The 16,998-nt window shown below is 64.7% G+C and carries 16 protein-coding genes; 12 read left to right on the plus strand and 4 right to left on the minus strand.

Going from position 1 to position 16,998, the window contains the following annotated elements; all coding sequences use genetic code 11:
• Positions 1 to 21: 21 nt before the first annotated feature.
• Complete coding sequence (gene xseA / locus QM618_RS04385; protein ID WP_428095241.1) at positions 22 to 1,290, minus strand: exodeoxyribonuclease VII large subunit; 1,269 nt, start codon at positions 1,288 to 1,290, stop codon at positions 22 to 24.
• A 31-nt stretch (positions 1,291 to 1,321) separates the two neighbouring features.
• On the opposite strand from xseA, the gene QM618_RS04390 reads away from it, so the two are divergent.
• On the plus strand, positions 1,322 to 2,284 hold the full coding sequence (locus QM618_RS04390; protein ID WP_428095242.1) for a 4-hydroxy-3-methylbut-2-enyl diphosphate reductase: 963 nt from the start codon (positions 1,322 to 1,324) through the stop codon (positions 2,282 to 2,284).
• 91 nt (positions 2,285 to 2,375) lie between these two features.
• On the opposite strand, the gene QM618_RS04395 is transcribed toward QM618_RS04390, so the two are convergent.
• Positions 2,376 to 3,725, minus strand: coding sequence for a DNA recombination protein RmuC (locus tag QM618_RS04395; protein ID WP_428095243.1), 1,350 nt, complete (start codon positions 3,723 to 3,725; stop codon positions 2,376 to 2,378).
• A gap of 244 nt (positions 3,726 to 3,969) precedes the next feature.
• Here QM618_RS04395 and QM618_RS04400 point away from each other — a divergent pair, with 244 nt between their 5' ends.
• The 4 genes from QM618_RS04400 (at position 3,970) to QM618_RS04415 (ending at position 10,226) form a co-directional block, all read left to right on the plus strand.
• The gene (locus tag QM618_RS04400; protein ID WP_428095244.1) at positions 3,970 to 5,781 is read left to right on the plus strand and encodes an ABC transporter family substrate-binding protein; all 1,812 of its coding nucleotides are present in this window, start codon (positions 3,970 to 3,972) and stop codon (positions 5,779 to 5,781) included.
• Between the two features lie 79 nt (positions 5,782 to 5,860).
• Entirely contained in the window at positions 5,861 to 7,399 is a 1,539-nt protein-coding gene (locus tag QM618_RS04405) for an ABC transporter permease (protein ID WP_428095245.1), read from the plus strand.
• On the plus strand, positions 7,396 to 8,427 hold the full coding sequence (locus tag QM618_RS04410) for an ABC transporter permease (protein ID WP_428095246.1): 1,032 nt from the start codon (positions 7,396 to 7,398) through the stop codon (positions 8,425 to 8,427). Before QM618_RS04405 ends, QM618_RS04410 begins: the two co-directional genes overlap by 4 nt.
• 155 nt (positions 8,428 to 8,582) lie before the next feature.
• Positions 8,583 to 10,226: an ABC transporter ATP-binding protein gene (locus QM618_RS04415; protein WP_428095335.1), complete on the plus strand. Its 1,644-nt coding sequence runs from the start codon at positions 8,583 to 8,585 to the stop codon at positions 10,224 to 10,226.
• Between the two features lie 136 nt (positions 10,227 to 10,362).
• Here the strand turns inward: QM618_RS04415 and QM618_RS04420 are convergent, their stop codons facing one another.
• On the minus strand, positions 10,363 to 10,566 hold the full coding sequence (locus QM618_RS04420; RefSeq protein WP_428095247.1) for a hypothetical protein: 204 nt from the start codon (positions 10,564 to 10,566) through the stop codon (positions 10,363 to 10,365).
• Positions 10,567 to 10,816: 250 nt separating this feature from the next.
• On the opposite strand from QM618_RS04420, the gene ychF reads away from it, so the two are divergent.
• Entirely contained in the window at positions 10,817 to 11,905 is a 1,089-nt protein-coding gene (gene ychF / locus QM618_RS04425) for a redox-regulated ATPase YchF (RefSeq protein ID WP_428095248.1), read from the plus strand.
• Between the two features lie 5 nt (positions 11,906 to 11,910).
• Here ychF and QM618_RS04430 read toward each other — a convergent pair whose 3' ends face one another.
• Complete coding sequence (locus QM618_RS04430) at positions 11,911 to 12,273, minus strand: hypothetical protein (protein WP_428095249.1); 363 nt, start codon at positions 12,271 to 12,273, stop codon at positions 11,911 to 11,913.
• Positions 12,274 to 12,426: 153 nt separating this feature from the next.
• On the opposite strand from QM618_RS04430, the gene QM618_RS04435 reads away from it, so the two are divergent.
• The 6 genes from QM618_RS04435 (at position 12,427) to QM618_RS04460 (ending at position 16,937) form a co-directional block, all read left to right on the plus strand.
• Entirely contained in the window at positions 12,427 to 12,714 is a 288-nt protein-coding gene (locus tag QM618_RS04435) for a type II toxin-antitoxin system RelE/ParE family toxin (protein WP_428095250.1), read from the plus strand.
• 9 nt (positions 12,715 to 12,723) lie between these two features.
• Positions 12,724 to 13,023 (plus strand): HigA family addiction module antitoxin, encoded by a 300-nt coding sequence (locus tag QM618_RS04440; RefSeq protein WP_428095251.1) that lies wholly within the window; start codon positions 12,724 to 12,726, stop codon positions 13,021 to 13,023.
• A gap of 35 nt (positions 13,024 to 13,058) precedes the next feature.
• Positions 13,059 to 13,496 (plus strand): GNAT family N-acetyltransferase, encoded by a 438-nt coding sequence (locus QM618_RS04445; protein WP_428095252.1) that lies wholly within the window; start codon positions 13,059 to 13,061, stop codon positions 13,494 to 13,496.
• 53 nt (positions 13,497 to 13,549) lie between these two features.
• Positions 13,550 to 13,789, plus strand: coding sequence for a type II toxin-antitoxin system Phd/YefM family antitoxin (locus tag QM618_RS04450; RefSeq protein WP_428095253.1), 240 nt, complete (start codon positions 13,550 to 13,552; stop codon positions 13,787 to 13,789).
• Positions 13,786 to 14,202 carry a type II toxin-antitoxin system VapC family toxin gene (locus QM618_RS04455; protein WP_428095254.1) on the plus strand — a complete coding sequence of 139 codons (417 nt, stop codon included), beginning with the start codon at positions 13,786 to 13,788 and terminating at the stop codon, positions 14,200 to 14,202. Before QM618_RS04450 ends, QM618_RS04455 begins: the two co-directional genes overlap by 4 nt.
• A gap of 146 nt (positions 14,203 to 14,348) precedes the next feature.
• The gene (locus tag QM618_RS04460; RefSeq protein ID WP_428095255.1) at positions 14,349 to 16,937 is read left to right on the plus strand and encodes a carbohydrate-binding protein; all 2,589 of its coding nucleotides are present in this window, start codon (positions 14,349 to 14,351) and stop codon (positions 16,935 to 16,937) included.
• Positions 16,938 to 16,998: the final 61 nt, after the last annotated feature.

Raw genomic sequence — 16,998 nt, forward strand, 5'->3', positions numbered from 1 at the left:
TGTGCCCGACGCTGGGCTGGCTTAGCGGCCCTTCTTGACGGCACGTGCGGCGAGTTCGCCGCGCGCTAGCCGGAGGCGCAAAGGCGCACCTTCGGCTACGTCAGCTGGGTCTCTGAGTACCGCACCCGATGCGTCCTGCACCACGGCGAAGCCGCGCTCCAAGGTTGCCTGAGGGCTGAGCGCGCGGAGCGTTGCCACCGTTTCTCGAACTCGCGCGTCGGCCGCGGCGAGCACCCCAACCAACGCCCTGCCGGAACGTTCGTGGAGTGTTGCGACCGCGTCCGCAAACGGTGCGAGGAGGGCGGCGGGACGCGCGAGCACCGGGCGAGAGCGCAACGAGTGAAGCTCCCGAGTCCCGCGCTCTACATAGGCCAGAACAGATCGCGCCATGGACTCGCGAGCCCATTCGATGCCCGCGAGCTCTTGGGCGGCGTCCGGAACGATGCGCTTGCCGGCATCGGTTGGCGTGGAGGCGCGGTAGTCCGCCACCAGATCCAGCAGCGGGCTGTCCTTCTCGTGGCCAATCGCGCTGACGAGCGGCGTCTCACACGCCGCAGCCACGCGCACGAGGGTCTCGTCGCTGAAGGGGAGCAGGTCCTCGAAGGAGCCGCCACCCCGCGCCACCACAATGACGTCCACCTCAGGGTTCGCGTCGAGCTCGCGGATGGCCGCGGTGGTCTCCGGAACGCACCGCGCGCCCTGCACCGTCACGCGCCGGATCACGAACTGCACCGCGGGCCAGCGGCGCTGGGCGTTCTCCACCACATCGTGTTCCGCGTCGCCCTGGTTGGCACAGATGAGGCCAACGAGGCGCGGCACAAAGGGCAGCGGCACCTTTCGTTCCGGCGCGAACAGGCCCTCTTCGGCGAGTGCCTCTTTGAGTGCCTCGATGCGCGCAAGGAGGTCGCCGATGCCAACCGTGGCGATCTCTTTGGTGTCCATCGTGAGCGAACCATCGCGCTGGTACCAGGTGGGACGTGCATACAGCACCACTCGGGAACCGTCGGTCACGTCCGGCCCCAAGGCATCGAACTGGGACCCCTGCACCGTGGCGCGAAGTGACATGTTCTGCTCGGTATCCCGCAGGGTCACGAACACGAGGTGCTTCCAGCGCCGCACGTTGAGCAGCTGCCCCTCCACCCACACCGGCGACATCTTGGAGATGTAGTCACCAATCTTGGGGCTGAGGTGTCGCACGGGCCAGGGCCGCTCGCGGGTCGTTTCCGAAGCCGTGGCGGGGAGACTGGCCGACGCTTCGGGGAGTGGGGCACCAGCGTCGGGCAGGGTCATGGTCACCAGGGTGCCACGTAGAATGGGGACCATGGCGACCGACAAGCGTGTGCTGCTCGCCGCCCCCCGTGGATATTGCGCAGGGGTGGATCGCGCCGTCATTGCGGTGGAGAAGGCGCTCGAGCTGCATGGCGCTCCGATCTATGTGCGCAAGGAGATCGTCCACAACAAGTTTGTGGTGGAGACGCTGAGCGAACGTGGCGCGATCTTTGTGAACGAAACCGACGAGGTGCCCGAAGGGGCCCGCGTGGTGTTCAGCGCTCACGGCGTTTCGCCGGCGGTGCGCGAAGCGGCCGACTCTCGAAACCTGCTGACGATCGATGCCACGTGTCCCTTGGTCACCAAGGTGCACAAGGAGGCGGTGCGCTTCGCTCGCGAGGACCAGACCATCCTGCTCATTGGCCACACGGGCCACGAGGAGGTGGAGGGCACGGCGGGTGAGGCCCCAGAGCACACGATCATCGTGAACTCGCCGGACGACGTCGATGGGATCGAGGTGCCGGATCCCGAGAACGTGGTGTGGCTCTCGCAGACCACGCTGAGCGTGGACGAGACCATGGAGACCGTGCGCCGCTTGCGTGAGCGCTTCCCCGCACTGCAGGATCCGCCAAGCGACGACATTTGTTACGCCACCCAGAACCGTCAGGTGGCGGTGAAGAAGCTCGCCCCCGAGTGCGACCTGGTGATCGTCGTTGGCTCTGCGAACTCCTCGAACTCTGTGCGGCTTGTGGAGGTAGCGTTGCAGTCGGGGGCGCGGACTTCGCACCGCATCGATCGCGCAACCGAGCTTCAAGAGGAGTGGTTTGAGGGCGTGACGACCGTTGGTGTGACGTCTGGTGCCTCGGTCCCTGAGATTTTGGTGCGGGACCTGCTGGATGCGCTCGCAGAGCGCGGCTACGCCTCCGTCGAAGAGGTGCGCACGGCCACCGAGGACCTCATGTTCTCGTTGCCGCGCGAGATCCGCGCCGACATGAAGGCCCGCGCCGCGTCCTAACTGTCATCCTGCGGCCGCGCATCTGTCATCCTGCGGCGGCGAAGCGGATCGCAGGATCCCTATAGGTACGTCAGGTCCGGTTTTCGCCTATCTAGGTCTCCTGTAGGTGCGCCAGATCCTCGTCGTCATCGGCTGGCGCCAGTTCGGCCGCCGTGATCGCGCGAGTTTCGCCATCGATCACCTGCACCTCGATCTCCTTCTCGATCCCCTGCAGTGACGCAAACCGCCGTGCCTGAGGCAGCACCTGGCGCTCCATTGACCCGATGGTGTCGTTATACGCGCTCGAGGCCCTATCGATGGCGGCCCCCACTTTGGCAAGGTGCGCGCCCATCGTCGATAGTCGCTTGTAGAGCTCCCGTCCGTTCTCGAGCACATCCTGGGCGTTCTTGGCGAGCGCCTCAGCGCGCCACGTGTGCGCGACCGTTCGCAGCATCGCGACGAGCACGGTGGGCGTCGCGATGATGACGCCGCTCTCGTACGCGTCGGTGAGCAGGTTGGGGTCATGCTCGGTTGCCACCTGCAGGAAGGACTCTGCAGGCAGGAACAACACGGAGAAGTCCACATCTGAGCCGAACTGCTCGCGATACGCCTTGGAACTGAGTTCCTTGACGCGCTGCCGAACGTTACGCACGTGCCGCGCCGCGTGTTCCTCCGCGTGCTCCGGATCCGTGTCGATGTCCAGCAGCGCGTCGAGCGGGGTCTTCGCATCGACGATGATCTTGCGACCACCGGACAGGGTCACGATCATGTCGGGCCGTAACCGATTGCCATCGGCCGTGGTGTCCGAACTCTGCTCCGCGAAGTCCACGCCGTTGACGAGTCCCGCCACCTCAACCACCCGACGCAGGTGGAGTTCGCCCCAGCGTCCGCGCACCTCTGGGCGGCGCAGCGCCGAGCGCAGGCTCTCCGTGGACTTCCCAAGTGACTCCGTGGAATCGAGCATGCGTCGGATCTGCTCAGAAAGTTGCGCTTGCGACTCCGCCCGCGCCTTGTCGGCCTCCGTGGTCTGCCGCTTGACCTCATCGAGCGCAACCTTCATTGGCTCCACCAACTGCTTGACGGACTGTTCGCGCTTCTCAAGCTCCACCTTGTTGGCCTCGTTGGCGCGCGTGAACCGCTCGTCGGCGCGAGCGAGGAACTCGCGCGACTGCGCCTCGAGAGCTTGGGCGCTCAGGGCCTTGAACTCGGTCTTCAACGCCTCGTGGTCGGCACGCACTTGGGAGACGTACCGCTCATGCTCGGCCCTCAGTTCTTGCTCTCGCCTGTCCGACGCTGCGGTGACCTCTGCGGCACGAGCCGCCTCAGCGTCGGCCCGTGCTTGGGCAACCGAGGCGTCGGCGTGGGCCTTCGACAGGGCCCCCGCGCCGGCGTTTCGCGCCACCAAAAACCCGATTGTCAAGCCCACCGCGAGGGCCACAAAACCGATGATTGCCTCTGTCATGGGGAAAGCCTTTCATGGGGGTCTGACACGATCGTGCGTGGCAACCCTCGCAGACGCGGGATTGTTGTGGCGTGGGTCACATTTCGTCTGACTCGACGCGAACTCGTGACCACGCGTAATGTGATTGTTACCTAAGGTTTCATACCATTCAGGTACTACGGGGAAACTCCCCGGGGTTCACGCGCGTCTTGGCAGGGTGTCAACAAGACACAGAGGACGCGTGACCGACAGGAAGGAGTCGAGTATGAAGCTCGGCGCTTTGAGCAAGGGAGCAGTCGTCGCGACAGTCGCGGCTCTGTCCCTGGCAGCTTGCTCTGCACAGACGGGAGTGGTCGAGAACACCACGATGTCCGTCGCATGGAACCAGCCGTTGTATTCGTTCAACCAGAACACGACGACCGGTAACGCGACGGCCAACGCGATCGTCCTCAACCTGACCCAGCAGGGCTTCAACTACTACGACAACGAGTTCACGCTTCAGAAGAACACGGACTTCGGTACGTACGAGAAGGTCTCCGACGACCCGCTGACGGTGAAGTACACCATCAACGAGGGCGTTACCTGGTCTGACGGTGTCGCTGTTGACGCCGCCGACCTTCTGCTCAACTGGGCCGGCCTTTCTGGCTCGCTCAACGAGGGCGAGCCCGCGTACGACGAAGAGACCGGTGTTCTCATCCCTGGTTCCAACGTCTGGTTCGACTCCGTTGCCATCGGCACCGGCATCGAGCAGGTGACGCAGGTTCCTGAGGTCGGCGACGACGGCCGCTCCATCACCCTCGTGTACGACACCCCTCAGGTTGACTGGGAGCTGCTCTTCACGGGTGTTGGCGTTCCCGCACACGTGGTCGCCAAGCACGGTCTGAACATCTCGGACCCCGCTGAGGCCAAGAAGGCCGTCCTTGACGCAATCCAGAACAAGGACACCGCCAAGCTGAAGCCCCTCGCGGACTTCTGGAGCATCGGCTTCGACGCCGTTGAGATGCCCACTGGCGACAAGGCTGACATCACGCTCGGCAACGGTGCCTACACGGTCACCGACTTCAAGAAGGACGAGTACATCACGCTCACCGCGCGTACCGACGACTACAAGGCTGGCCCCCAGCCCTCCGTCGAGACCGTGACGGTCCGCTTCATTCCCGACGCCATGGCCTCGGTGACCGCCCTGCAGAACGGCGAGGTCGCAGTGACCCAGCCGCAGGCCACCACCGACGTCCTCGACGCCGCGAAGAAGATCGACGGCGTGAGCATCATCCAGCAGGAAGAGTGGACCTACGAGCACCTTGACCTGGTGTTCAACAACGGTGGTCCGTTCGACCCCGCAACCTACGGTGGCGACGAGGCAAAGGCCCTGGCTGTGCGCCAGGCGTTCCTCACCGCGATCGACACGCAGGAAGTGGTGGACAAGCTGATCCTCCCGCTCAACCCGGACGCGAAGCCGCTCGGCTCGCAGCTGTTCCTCCCGGGTGCTGAGAGCTACGACGCCTCTGCCGAGGCCAATGGCTCCGCAGCGTTCGGTAAGGGTGACGCTGAGGCCGCCAAGAAGATCCTCGCGGACGCCGGCGTTACCACGCCGATCGACGTGAACTTCCTCTACGGCAAGTCCAACACCCGCCGTGCGCAGGAGTACGCGCTGTACGCCGCACAGGTCGAGAAGGCTGGCTTCAACCTGATCGACGGTGGCGACGACAACTGGGGCGCCCTCCTGGGCTCCGGCACCTACGACGCTTCGCTGTTCGCATGGCAGTCGACGTCCACGGGTGTGACCAGCTCGCGTGCAACCTTCGACACCGAGGGTGGCAACAACTTCACTGGTTACTCCAACACTGACTCGGACAAGCTGTGGGCGGAGCTCTCCTCCACCTTCGACGCTGACCGTCAGCAGGAGATCCTCAAGACCATCGACAAGTCGCTGTACGCAGACGCGTACGGTGTGTCGGTGTTCGCGTTCCCGCAGATCACGGCGTACAACAGCGAGCTCGAGGGCATTTCGTCCTCCGGCCTGTCGCCGACGTTCTTCTGGAACTACTGGGACTGGAAGGCCCCGGTCAAGGAATAACTGACCGTTAGGCCATGATGGTGTGGGGCCGTCGCCTTCGCGGCGGCGGCCCCACACCGTCCCTTTCATCGGAAACTACATGCTTCGGTTCATTTCGCGCCGTCTTCTTACGGCCATCGGTGTGCTCTTCGCAGCCACCTACCTGTTCTTCATCCTCGCGGCCAACGCTGGTGACCCGCTTGAGGACCTCAGGGCTTCAACCCAGCCCAATCGTGACTATCTGATCGAGCAGCGCACTGAGCAGCTGCACCTCGACGTCAACCCGTTCATCCGGTACTTCTACTGGCTCGCTGACGCGGTCAAAGGCGACCTCGGCAACGACTACAAGACCGGCCAGCCCGTCACCACAATGGTGGGCGACGCGATGGGGCAGACCATCAAGCTCGTCGGCTTCGCCTCCGTGGCGGCCATCGTGCTCGGTGTTCTCGTCGGCATCATCTCCGCCCTTCGTCAGTACTCGGGCTTTGACTACGGCATCACGTTGATGACGTTCCTCATGTACTCGCTGCCGTCCTTCTGGGTTGCCGTGCTCCTCAAGCAGTGGGGCGCCATCGGCTTCAACGACTTCTTAGCGGACCCCGTGATATCACCGGGGGCGCTGATACTCATAGGCCTTGTCATGGGCGTCATCGTGGGCGCTGCCCTCGGTGGCGAGTGGAAGCGTCGCCTGATGTTTGGTGGCATTGCCGCCGTCATGACGGCAGGCATCCTCGGCATCATGTCTGCCACCGGATGGTTCACGGACCCGGGCCTTGGCCCTGTCGTGATCCTGTTCCTTGGCCTTGGTGTCGCGTACATCGCCGTCTTCTTGGTGACGGGCCTTAACAACCGTCGCGCGCTGTACACCGCCCTCACCGTGGTGGTGCTTGGCGTCATCGCGTGGTTCCCGATGGCTGCGGACCAACTCAATGGCGCCTTCGCCTACACGGGCTTCTGGGCCGCTATCGGCTTCTTCTTTGGCTTCGTGGCCCTCGGCATCGTCGTTGGCCTGCTGTTCAAGGGGCCCGACAAGTGGATCAGCGCCCGCGTGGGCGGCATCGTCGGTGGATTCATGTACGTGTTCATTTGGCTTGACTACCTCATGAGCTGGTGGGAGAAGTACTCGAACACGTCCGCGATCAACGGCCGCCCCATCGCCACCGTCGGCTCGTCCACTCCTGAGCTTGCTGGCTCGGGCTACTGGATCGGCACCATCGACACGTTCACGCACATGGTGCTGCCGATCTCCGCGCTCATCCTGATCTCGTTCGCCGGCTACACGCGGTACATGCGTGGATCGATGCTCGAGGTGATGAACCTTGACTACATCCGCACCGCGCGCGCCAAGGGCATGCCGGAGCGGACCGTGGTCATGCGCCACGGCTTCCGCAATGCGCTGATCCCCATCGCCACGATCATTCCGCTTGACCTTGCCGCCCTCTTCGGTGGCGCGATCATCACGGAAACGGTCTTCGGCTGGAACGGCATGGGTCGCCTCTTCGTGGACGCCCTCAACACGGTCAATGTGAACGTGCTGATGGGTTACTTCCTTGTGACGGGCATCCTGCTGCTGATCGGCAACATCATCGCCGACGTCCTGTACGTCGTGCTTGACCCGCGAATCCGGGTGGAATCATGACAAGTAACAATCCCAATCCCGGACCCGAGGTGGCATTCAAGCTTGCCGCTAATGCGAAAGAGACCGAAGGTCTCTCGCTTGGCAAGATTGTGTGGGGCCGCTTCGTGCGGCACAAGGCGGCCATGGTGTCCGCCGTGGTGCTCGCGGTGACCATCGTCGTGGTGCTCAGCTCGATCGGCGTTGGCCCCATTCCCGGCTGGTGGCGTTGGGGTCCCACGGACATTGATCCCACCATCGTGAACGGTGGACGGCCAACGATGGCCTGGGACGGACTGTTCCCCACGTTTGGTGAGCACCCATTTGGCCAGGACCAGATCGGCCGCGACGTGTTCGCGCGCACCATGCAGGGCGCTCAAGTCTCGCTGCTCGTGATGTTCCTCATGGGCATCATCGCCACGGCTGTTGGTGTGGCGATCGGCGCGTTCTCCGGCTTCTACCGCGGCCGCACGGACTTCACGCTGCAGCGCGTGACCGAGGTATTCATCGCGATCCCCACGATCGTCGTGACCGCTGTCATCGGCCACAAGTACGGCGCCGACAACCCCGCGCTGTTCGGCATCGTCCTTGGACTGCTGCTGTGGCCAGGCCTCGCGCGCCTCGTGCGCGCCGAGTACCTGTCACTTCGCGAACGCGAGTTCGTCGACGCGGCCCGTGTGGCCGGCGCTAGCGACCGCGCGGTGATGTTCAAGCACATCCTGCCCAACGCGATCGGTGTGGTCATCGTCAACGCCACGCTCTTGATGGCGACGGCGACCATCCTTGAGGCGGCACTGTCCTTCCTCGGATTCGGTATCCAGCCCCCCAACGTGTCCCTTGGTCAGCTCATCAACGAGTACCAGACGTCGTTCTCCACGCGTCCTTGGCTCTTCTGGTGGCCCGGCATTTTCATCATCATCTTTGCCCTCACCATCAACCTCATCGGTGATGGTCTGCGCGACGCGTTTGACCCGCGTCAGCGCAGGGTTCCCAAGACCAGGGAGATGAACAAGAAGGCCGTCACCAAGGCCGAGACGGAGGTGGCACAGTGAGCCCCCGCAAGGTAAAGACTCAGCCCGACGCTACGGTCACCTCGGCAGAAGAGGTCACCACAGCGTCGGACAGTGCCGAGGTGATTGGCGGCGAGGTGACGCCGAGCGCGGTTCCCGAGGCTGGTGAGGTTCCCGTCATCGGTGCGTCGCACGCGGTGGAGGTTGGCGACGTCGTTCTCGACGTCGAGGAGCTCAACGTCGACTTCTACGTGGACGGCACCTGGGTGCCCGCGGCGATTGACGTCACCTACCAGGTCAAGGCCGGCGAGGTCGTGGCGATCGTGGGTGAGTCGGGCTCCGGCAAGACGCAGTCCTCGATGTCGATCATCGGCCTGCTTCCCCGCAACGGCCGTGCCTCCGGCTCGGCGAAGTTGCGTGGGCGGGAGCTCGTTGGACTGCCGCAGCGCAAGCTGACGTCGGTTCGCGGGCCCGAGGTGGGTGTCATCTTCCAGGAGCCCATGACGGCCATGAACCCCGTGCTCACGGTGGGTTTCCAGATTGTCGAGGTGCTTCGTGAGCACACCGGCATGCGGCCAGAGGACGCGAAAGAGCGTGCCATCGAGTTGCTTCGCCTGGTGGAGATTCCCGAGCCGGAGCGCCGGTTCGACTCGTACCCCCACCAACTCTCTGGTGGTCAGCGTCAGCGTGCGATGATCGCGCAGGCGCTCGCCTGCGACCCCGCGCTGCTGTTCGCGGACGAGCCCACCACCGCGCTTGACGTGACGGTGCAGGCGGAGATCCTCAACCTGATTCGCGACCTCAAGTCCCGCATCAACGCTGGCATCGTGCTGATTACGCACGACATGGGTGTTGTCGCGGACATGTCGGACCGCATCATCGTGATGAAGGATGGGCGGATCGTCGAAGAGGGCACCTCGAGCGACATCTTCACCAAGCCCCAGCACGAGTACACGAAGGCGCTGCTCGCGGCGGTCCCGCACCTTGGCTCCACGCTCAAGGACAAGGACCCCAACCGCGTCCCCAAGAAGGCCGTGGCGGTATTCGAGGCCAAGGGTCTCGTCATCGACTACCCCAAGCAGGGGCGCACTCCCGCGTTCCGTGCGGTCAAGGGCATCGACCTCGTCATCAAGGAAGGCGAGATCGTCTCCCTGGTTGGCGAGTCAGGCTCCGGCAAGACCACGGTTGGCCGCGCAGCGGTTGGCCTGCTGCCGGTGGCTGAGGGCGAGCTGAACGTCGTCGGTACCGACATGAAGGACATCTCGCGTCATGACCTCGCGGAACTGCGCAAGAAGTTCTCCATCGTGTTCCAGGACCCGGGTTCGTCGCTCAACCCGCGCTGGCCTATCGGCCAGTCCATTGCGGAGCCGATGCAGCTTGCCGGGTGGGAGAAGGACCGCCGCACTGCGCGCGTGTCCGAGCTCATGGACCAGGTGGAGTTGCCGCGCGCGTTCCGCAACCGGTACCCGCACGAGTTGTCCGGTGGTCAGCGCCAGCGCGTGGGCATCGCCCGTGCCCTGGCGCTTGAGCCGACGTTGCTCATCGCAGACGAGCCCACGTCTGCACTCGACGTGTCGGTGCAGGCGCGTGTGCTGGAGATCTTCACGGATCTGCAGCGCAAGCATGGCTTTGGCTGCCTGTTCGTGAGCCACGACCTTGCGGTGGTGGAGCAGCTCTCGGACCGCATCGCGGTGATGAAGGATGGCCTCATCGTGGAGCAGGGCCTCACGGCGGACATCATTCAGAACCCCAAGGATCCGTACACGCAGAAGCTCATCGCGGCTGTTCCAGTTCCGGATCCTGCGGAGCAGGAGCGCAGGCGCGCTGCGGCGAACGCTTAGTCTGCAATGTGACAGAGCCCCGGAGCTTCGGCTCCGGGGCTCTTCGCTTGCCGTGAGAGCCAACGCGGCTCCCTATAGGTACACGAGGTCCGTTTTTCGCGGTTCCCTGGCTCCTGGCGGTACCTCAGGTCCGCACTTACTCGTCGTCCGATCCGAACGGCTCGTACTCCATGGCCTGACCGGGCAGCCCGATTGGGGGAATCGTCACGCCCTCGACCTTCGCCTCGCCCGCTTCGCCGTCACCCGCGATCGGCGCCGGCGCGGGCAGGATCTTCTCGCGTGCCTGCTGCTCGTGCGCGTGCTCGGCACCGCCACCAAAGATGTTCGACAGTTCGCTCATGCCCTCACCGTACGCGAGGGGCGCTTGGTGGGGAAGGTGAGCGGAGCGTCGGGCCGGTACCCGCGCCCGCCGTGGAAGACCGCAGCATCCGCGAAACTGCCGAGTGATCGCAGGGACCCTGCGCCCCCTGAGTGCCTCGCGGTCGGATTCGCAAGAGATCCAGCACTCAGGAACTCAGGGGAAGAGATGGGTGGGTGGGGCGGCCCGCGCGGCATGACCGCGCAGGGTGACAACGGTAGAATTGCGGCCCGTGGCTCTCACTATTGGAATCGTCGGTCTGCCAAACGTTGGCAAGTCCACCCTGTTCAACGCGCTGACCCGTGCGGAGGTGCTCGCGGCGAACTACCCGTTCGCGACGATCGAACCGAACGTTGGCGTCGTTCCCCTGCCCGACGCTCGGTTGGGTCAGTTGGCCGAGGTCGTCCACTCTGAGCGTGAGGTCCCGGCGACTGTGTCCTTCGTGGACATCGCTGGCATCGTGAAGGGCGCCTCCGAGGGGGAGGGGCTCGGCAACGCGTTCCTCGCCAACATTCGCGAGGCGGACGCCATCTGCCAGGTAACGCGCGCGTTTGAAGACCCCGACGTGGTGCACGTGGACGGTCGCGTAGACGCCGCCTCAGACATCGAGACGATCAACACGGAGCTCATCCTCGCGGACCTGCAGACCATCGAGAAGGTGATCGTGCGCCTTGAGAAGGAGGCACGGGTCAAGAAGGGCGAGGCCATCGCGCAGCTCGCGGCGGCACAGACCGTGAAGGGGATCCTCGAGAGCGGCACCGCAGTCTCCGCGGGTGCTGCGGCAGCCAAGCTGGAGCTCGCGGACATCCGTGAGTTCAACCTCTTGACCGCCAAGCCGTTCATCTACGTGTTCAACACGGACGACGCTGGGCTCGTTGACGCCGACCGCAAGGCCGCGCTCGCTGCGCAGGTGGCGCCCGCGGAGGCGATCTTCCTTGACGCGAAGTTCGAGGCGGAACTGGTTGACCTCACCGAAGACGAGGCGCGCGAGATGCTCGAGGCCAACGGTCAGACGGAGTCCGGGCTGGACCAGCTGGCACGCGTTGGCTTTGACACGCTTGGCCTGCAGACGTACCTCACCGCCGGGCCCAAGGAGGCGCGCGCGTGGACCATCCGCAAGGGCGCCACGGCGCCCCAGGCAGCCGGCGTGATTCACACCGACTTTGAGCGAGGCTTCATCAAGGCCGAAGTGGTGCACTTCCAGGACCTGCTTGATGCCGGGTCGATGGCCGCGGCTAAGGCAGCAGGCAAGCTGCGCATCGAGGGCAAGGACTACGTGATGCACGACGGCGACGTCGTGGAGTTTAGGTTCAACGTCTAGGAGCGCTAGTCGGTCCAAGCACTCCAGCCCTTGGCCCAAAAGATGGGATGCCAACCTAGTTCGACCCAGTTTCTCGGCGCCTCGTCAACGTGAAGCACGGCGACCGCAGTGACGTCCGCAATGTTCCAGGTCATTGCGTTGAACTCCGATGCCGTGTCATCGATATCCTCTTCGCACTCGGAGTCGACCCCCTGGCTCACGATGAAGTGTAGGTAGACCTCGCTGCCGTGTAACTCCACGAAGACTGCGCGAATGGCGGGATGCAAGTTCCCTATTGATGCCTGCACGGCCGTCAGCATGACCAAGTTGCGGCGGTCCAGTTCGTTCATCTGCTCGGGAGTCAGATCCGGGTTGTAGTACTGGTGCACGTCCGCAAGCCTAGAGCGCGGGTCTCCGCCACCGACTATCCACAGCTTGCCGTATCTCTTACCGCGCGACGTCGCGATCGATCATCATCGTGGGATGAGCATGGTCGAGACCAATGTAACGCGTTGCGTTATTAACGAATGGCGTTATACTCGATGAGTGGAATTCGGTCGTTCGGTGATCGCGACACCGAGCGAGTGTGGCTCCGGCAGCCCTCGAAGCGGATCGATCCTAGGATCCACAAGGCGGCGAACAGGAAGTTGCACATGCTCAGTGCAGCGACATCGCTCGACGCACTGCGAGTGCCGCCGGGCAACCACCTGGAGGCGCTCAAGGGGGATCGCACTGGCCAGCACAGCATTCGCATCAACGACCAGTGGAGGATCTGCTTCCGCTGGACAGAGGCGGGGGCCGATGAGGTACAGATTGTGGACTACCACTGAGGAGGGACGATGGCCCAGAAGCTGTATCCGCCGATCCACCCTGGCGAGATCCTCATGGAGGACTTCATCGACGGCTTCGGCATCACTCAGAACAAGCTCGCCGTGTCGATCAGGGTGCCGCCCCGCCGGATCAATGAGATCGTGCACGGCAAGCGCGCCATCACCGCCGACACGGCGCTGCGCTTGGGACGCTACTTTGGCGTTGACCCCCAGTTCTGGCTGAATCTGCAAACGCAATACGACCTTGAGTTGGCGCGCGACCGCCTCGTCGATCAGGTGGCCGCGATCACTCCGCTGAGGGTTGCATGACGCACATCCCGTGGGCCGCCCATCGGGACGAACCCGTGCCTCACGCAGTCGAGCGCCTGTTGGCGACCGTTCGGGAGTGGTTTGGCCGACCGGAGTCGAACGCCGAGTACATCGAAGCCGCGCGCTCCATAGAGACCTGGACGGTGCGCGACGCCCAAGGCGAGGTCGTTGGCGTGCTCCTGGTAGACCGGCACTTCGCTCATGTGGCCGAGGTCCATCTCATCGTCGTCGAGCGGACCCTCCAGGGGCGGGGAGTGGGAAAGGCGCTGGTCGCGGCGCTCGAACAGGACGCGCGCGAGCGTGGCGTCGCGCGGCTTGAGGTGAAGACGCTCGGCGCATCGGATTCCAACCCCGAGTACGCGCGCACCAGACAGTTCCACGAGTCGGTCGGGTTCCTGCCGCTCGAAGAGACCGAGCTCTGGGGTGAGGACACGCCGTGCCTCATCATGGTCAAGCCCCTTGCTGCCCTGTGAAGAGTGCGCAGGCGCCCTAATGTAGGTACGTACCTACATTAGGTGGTGACCCGATGCAAACGATCTCCTCGCGAGACTTCAACCGCGACGTCAGCGCTGCCAAGCGCGCTGCTGGCGATGGTCCGGTTTTCATTACCGACCGAGGGGAGCCGGCGTTCGTACTCCTCACGGTCCAGGAGTATCGACGTCGTGAGGGGTCCGGCGCGTCGCTCGTGACGCGGCTGAGCATGCCCGACGACATTGAGATCGAGTTCGAGCCCGCTGACCTTCACGCCCAGATTCCCGAATTGTGAGCTACCTACTCGACACCAACGTCGTCAGCGAGCTTCGCAAGCCCTTCGCGCGCTCCGACGCACATGTGCGGGGCTGGGTGTCCGAACGTCACCCTGACGAGCTCTACCTCGCCGCAATGACGATCTTCCAGGTGGAGCTCGGCATCGCCCGAGTGGAGCGTCGCGACAGTGCACTGGGATTGCGCCTGCGCGCGTGGCTTGAGGATGACCTGATCGATGCTTTCGCGGGCCGCATTTTGCCCATTGACACCGCTGTGGCACGGCGCGCCGCGCGGCTCCACGTTCCGGATCCGCGTCCGGAGAGAGATGCGCTCATCGCTGCCACGGCTCTGGTCAACGGCCTCACGGTAGTCACTCGCAACAGCGGTGACTTCGACCCGATGGGCGTCGCCGTAGTCAACCCCTGGGGCTAGGCGGCGCGCCCACAATTGAGAGATTTGCCCTAAATGTTGCGACAAGCGAAGCGCTTCGATAGTTTCGGAGCGGGCCGGGGGCGGCCCTCAGCAAACACAAGGGAGTGTGGGCAGTGAGACTTCGTGCAGGATCCAGAACGACGGGGATGGTCGCGGCACTCGCACTTCCTCTTGCAGTACTCGCGGTTGCAACGCCTGCCGACGCGGGCACGCGAAAGGCAACCACACCGTCGGGCAGCGACTACGAGTGGTCAAACGTCGCCATCAGCGGCGGCGGCTACGTGCCCGGCATCATCTACAACCAGACGGAACCGGGCCTTGTCTACGCGCGCACCGACATTGGTGGCGCCTATCGGCTGGATCGGGACTCCGACGAGTGGGTGCCGCTGCTTGACCACATTGGCTGGGACGAGTGGAACCGCCTCGGCGTGCTGAGTCTCGCCACCGACCCTGTGGACACCGCCAACGTCTACGCGGCCGTGGGCATGTACACGAACGACTGGGACCCCAACAACGGCGCGATTCTGCGCTCTCGCGACTACGGCGAGACCTGGAATGCGACCGCTCTGCCCTTCAAGGTGGGCGGCAACATGCCTGGCAGAGGCATTGGCGAGCGCCTACAGATCGATCCCAACGATAACGACATCCTCTACTTTGGTGCAGAGCAGGGTGAGGGCCTGTGGCGCTCCACGGACGCCGGTGTCACGTGGTCCCATGTGGCCAGCTTGCCCAACGTGGGCGATTTTGTGCCCGACGCTGGCTCAGACAACTCGTACCTCACCTCGAACTTGGGCGTGCTGTGGACCGCGTTCGACAAGGCTTCGTCGACGGCCGGTGACCCAACGCAAACGATCTTCACCGCGGTCGCCGACACGAGCGACATCCTCTACCGCTCGGACGATGCGGGCGCCACGTGGACGGCCGTCGAGGGTGCGCCTACCGGCTTCCTTCCCCACGACGGAGTGATCGCGGGCCGTTACCTGTACATCGCGACGTCCAACACCTCTGGCCCGTACGACGGCTCTGACGGGGAGGTGTGGCGCTACGGCATCGACGACGGCACCTGGACCAACATCACCCCGCCCCAACGCCCCGTGGGCGTGGACTTCGGCTTCAGCGGGCTCACGGTGGATGCGTCCAATCCTGACACGATCATGGTGGCGTCGCAGATCCAGTGGTGGCCGGACGTGCTGATCTTCCGTTCCACCGACGGCGGCGCCACGTGGACGTCCATCTGGGACTACGACTGGTCTCAGTCCAACCCCTTCGTGGTGCGCTACTCGCAGAATATCGACGAGGTGCCGTGGCTTGCGTTCGGCAAGCAGCCGGGCCCGCCTCAGATGTGGGTGGAGCCCGCGCCTAAGGTGGGTTGGATGGTCTCTGCCCTCGAGATCAACCCGTTCGATTCCACCGAGATGATGTACGGCACCGGCGCCACGATCTACCGCTCGAGCGACCTCACCAACTGGGATGAGCCAGGCGGCGTCATCCACATCACCCCCGAGGCCACCGGAATCGAGGAGACGGCCATCCAGGACCTTGTGGCGCCTGCTGGAGACGTGGACCTGGTGTCCGCGATGCTCGACCTCGGCGGCTTCGTTCACGACGACATCGCCACCGTGGTCAACACCTTCCAGGATCCGTACTTCGGCGGCGCCACGAGCGTCGACGCAGCAGGCTTGGACGCATCCACGCTGGTACGTGCGGGCACCGACGGCTCAGGCGCGATCGTCGCCGCGACCTCTCACGACTCCGGTCACACGTGGGCGACTTCGCCCGCGGCCACCGGCGCGAGCGGCTCCGGCACCATCGCGGTTGGCGCCGACGGCACGCACGTCATCTGGGCTCCCGCTGGGGCCACGGCCCGGTACTCGGCCGACGGCGGGGTCACCTGGGCGGACACCTCCGGTTTGCCTCACAACGCCAGGGTCGAGGCCGACCGTGTGGACTCCACGCGGCTCTACGCGTTCGCTGCGGGCACTTTCTATCGCTCCACAGACGGCGGCGCCACCTTCACCACGGTGAGCACTGGCAAACTCCCCGCCGAGGGGCCGGTGCGGTTCGCCGCGATGCCCGGAACCATCGGCGAGCTGTGGCTCGCGGGCGGCGAAGACGAGGGCGCGTACGGCATGTGGCGCTCCCCCGACGGCGGTGCCACGTGGACCAAGGTCAAGGGCTTCGACGAGGCCGACACGGTCGGGTTCGGCAAGGCCGCGCCCGGAGCCACCACGGCGGCGATCTATACGGCGGCCGAGCGCAACGGCCAGCGCGGCGTCTACCGCTCGATCGATGGCGGCACCACCTGGACGCGCATCAACGACGATGAGCACCAGTGGGGCTGGATCGGCGCTGACATCGAGGGAGACCCTGACGTCTTTGGTCGCGTCTACATCGCCACCAACGGCCGCGGCATCGTCGTGGGCGACGACTCGGCGGCAACCGCGCCCTCCGTATGGAAGTCCTCCACGGTCTACACCGAAGGCGAGGTTGTCACCTACGGCGGCAAGGTCTGGGTGGCCACGTGGTGGACGCAGAACCAACGGCCGGGCGACGTCTGGGGGCCGTGGCAAGAGATCGCCGCGGAGCCGCCTGGGGTTGCGATCTGGACTCCAAGCCGCCTCTTCGACACCGGTGACATCGTTACGCACGACGGTCACCTATGGCGCTCCAAGTGGTGGACCCGCAACCAAGCACCCGGCGCCTCCCAGTGGGGCCCGTGGGAACAGATCGGCTAGCGACGGGACGGGCGTCGCGCGAGAAAGATGCGCGGCGCCCTGCCCCCGGCCATGATGGACG

The sequence above is a fragment of the Demequina sp. genome, assembly GCF_049841215.1.
GTDB lineage: Bacteria > Actinomycetota > Actinomycetes > Actinomycetales > Demequinaceae > Demequina.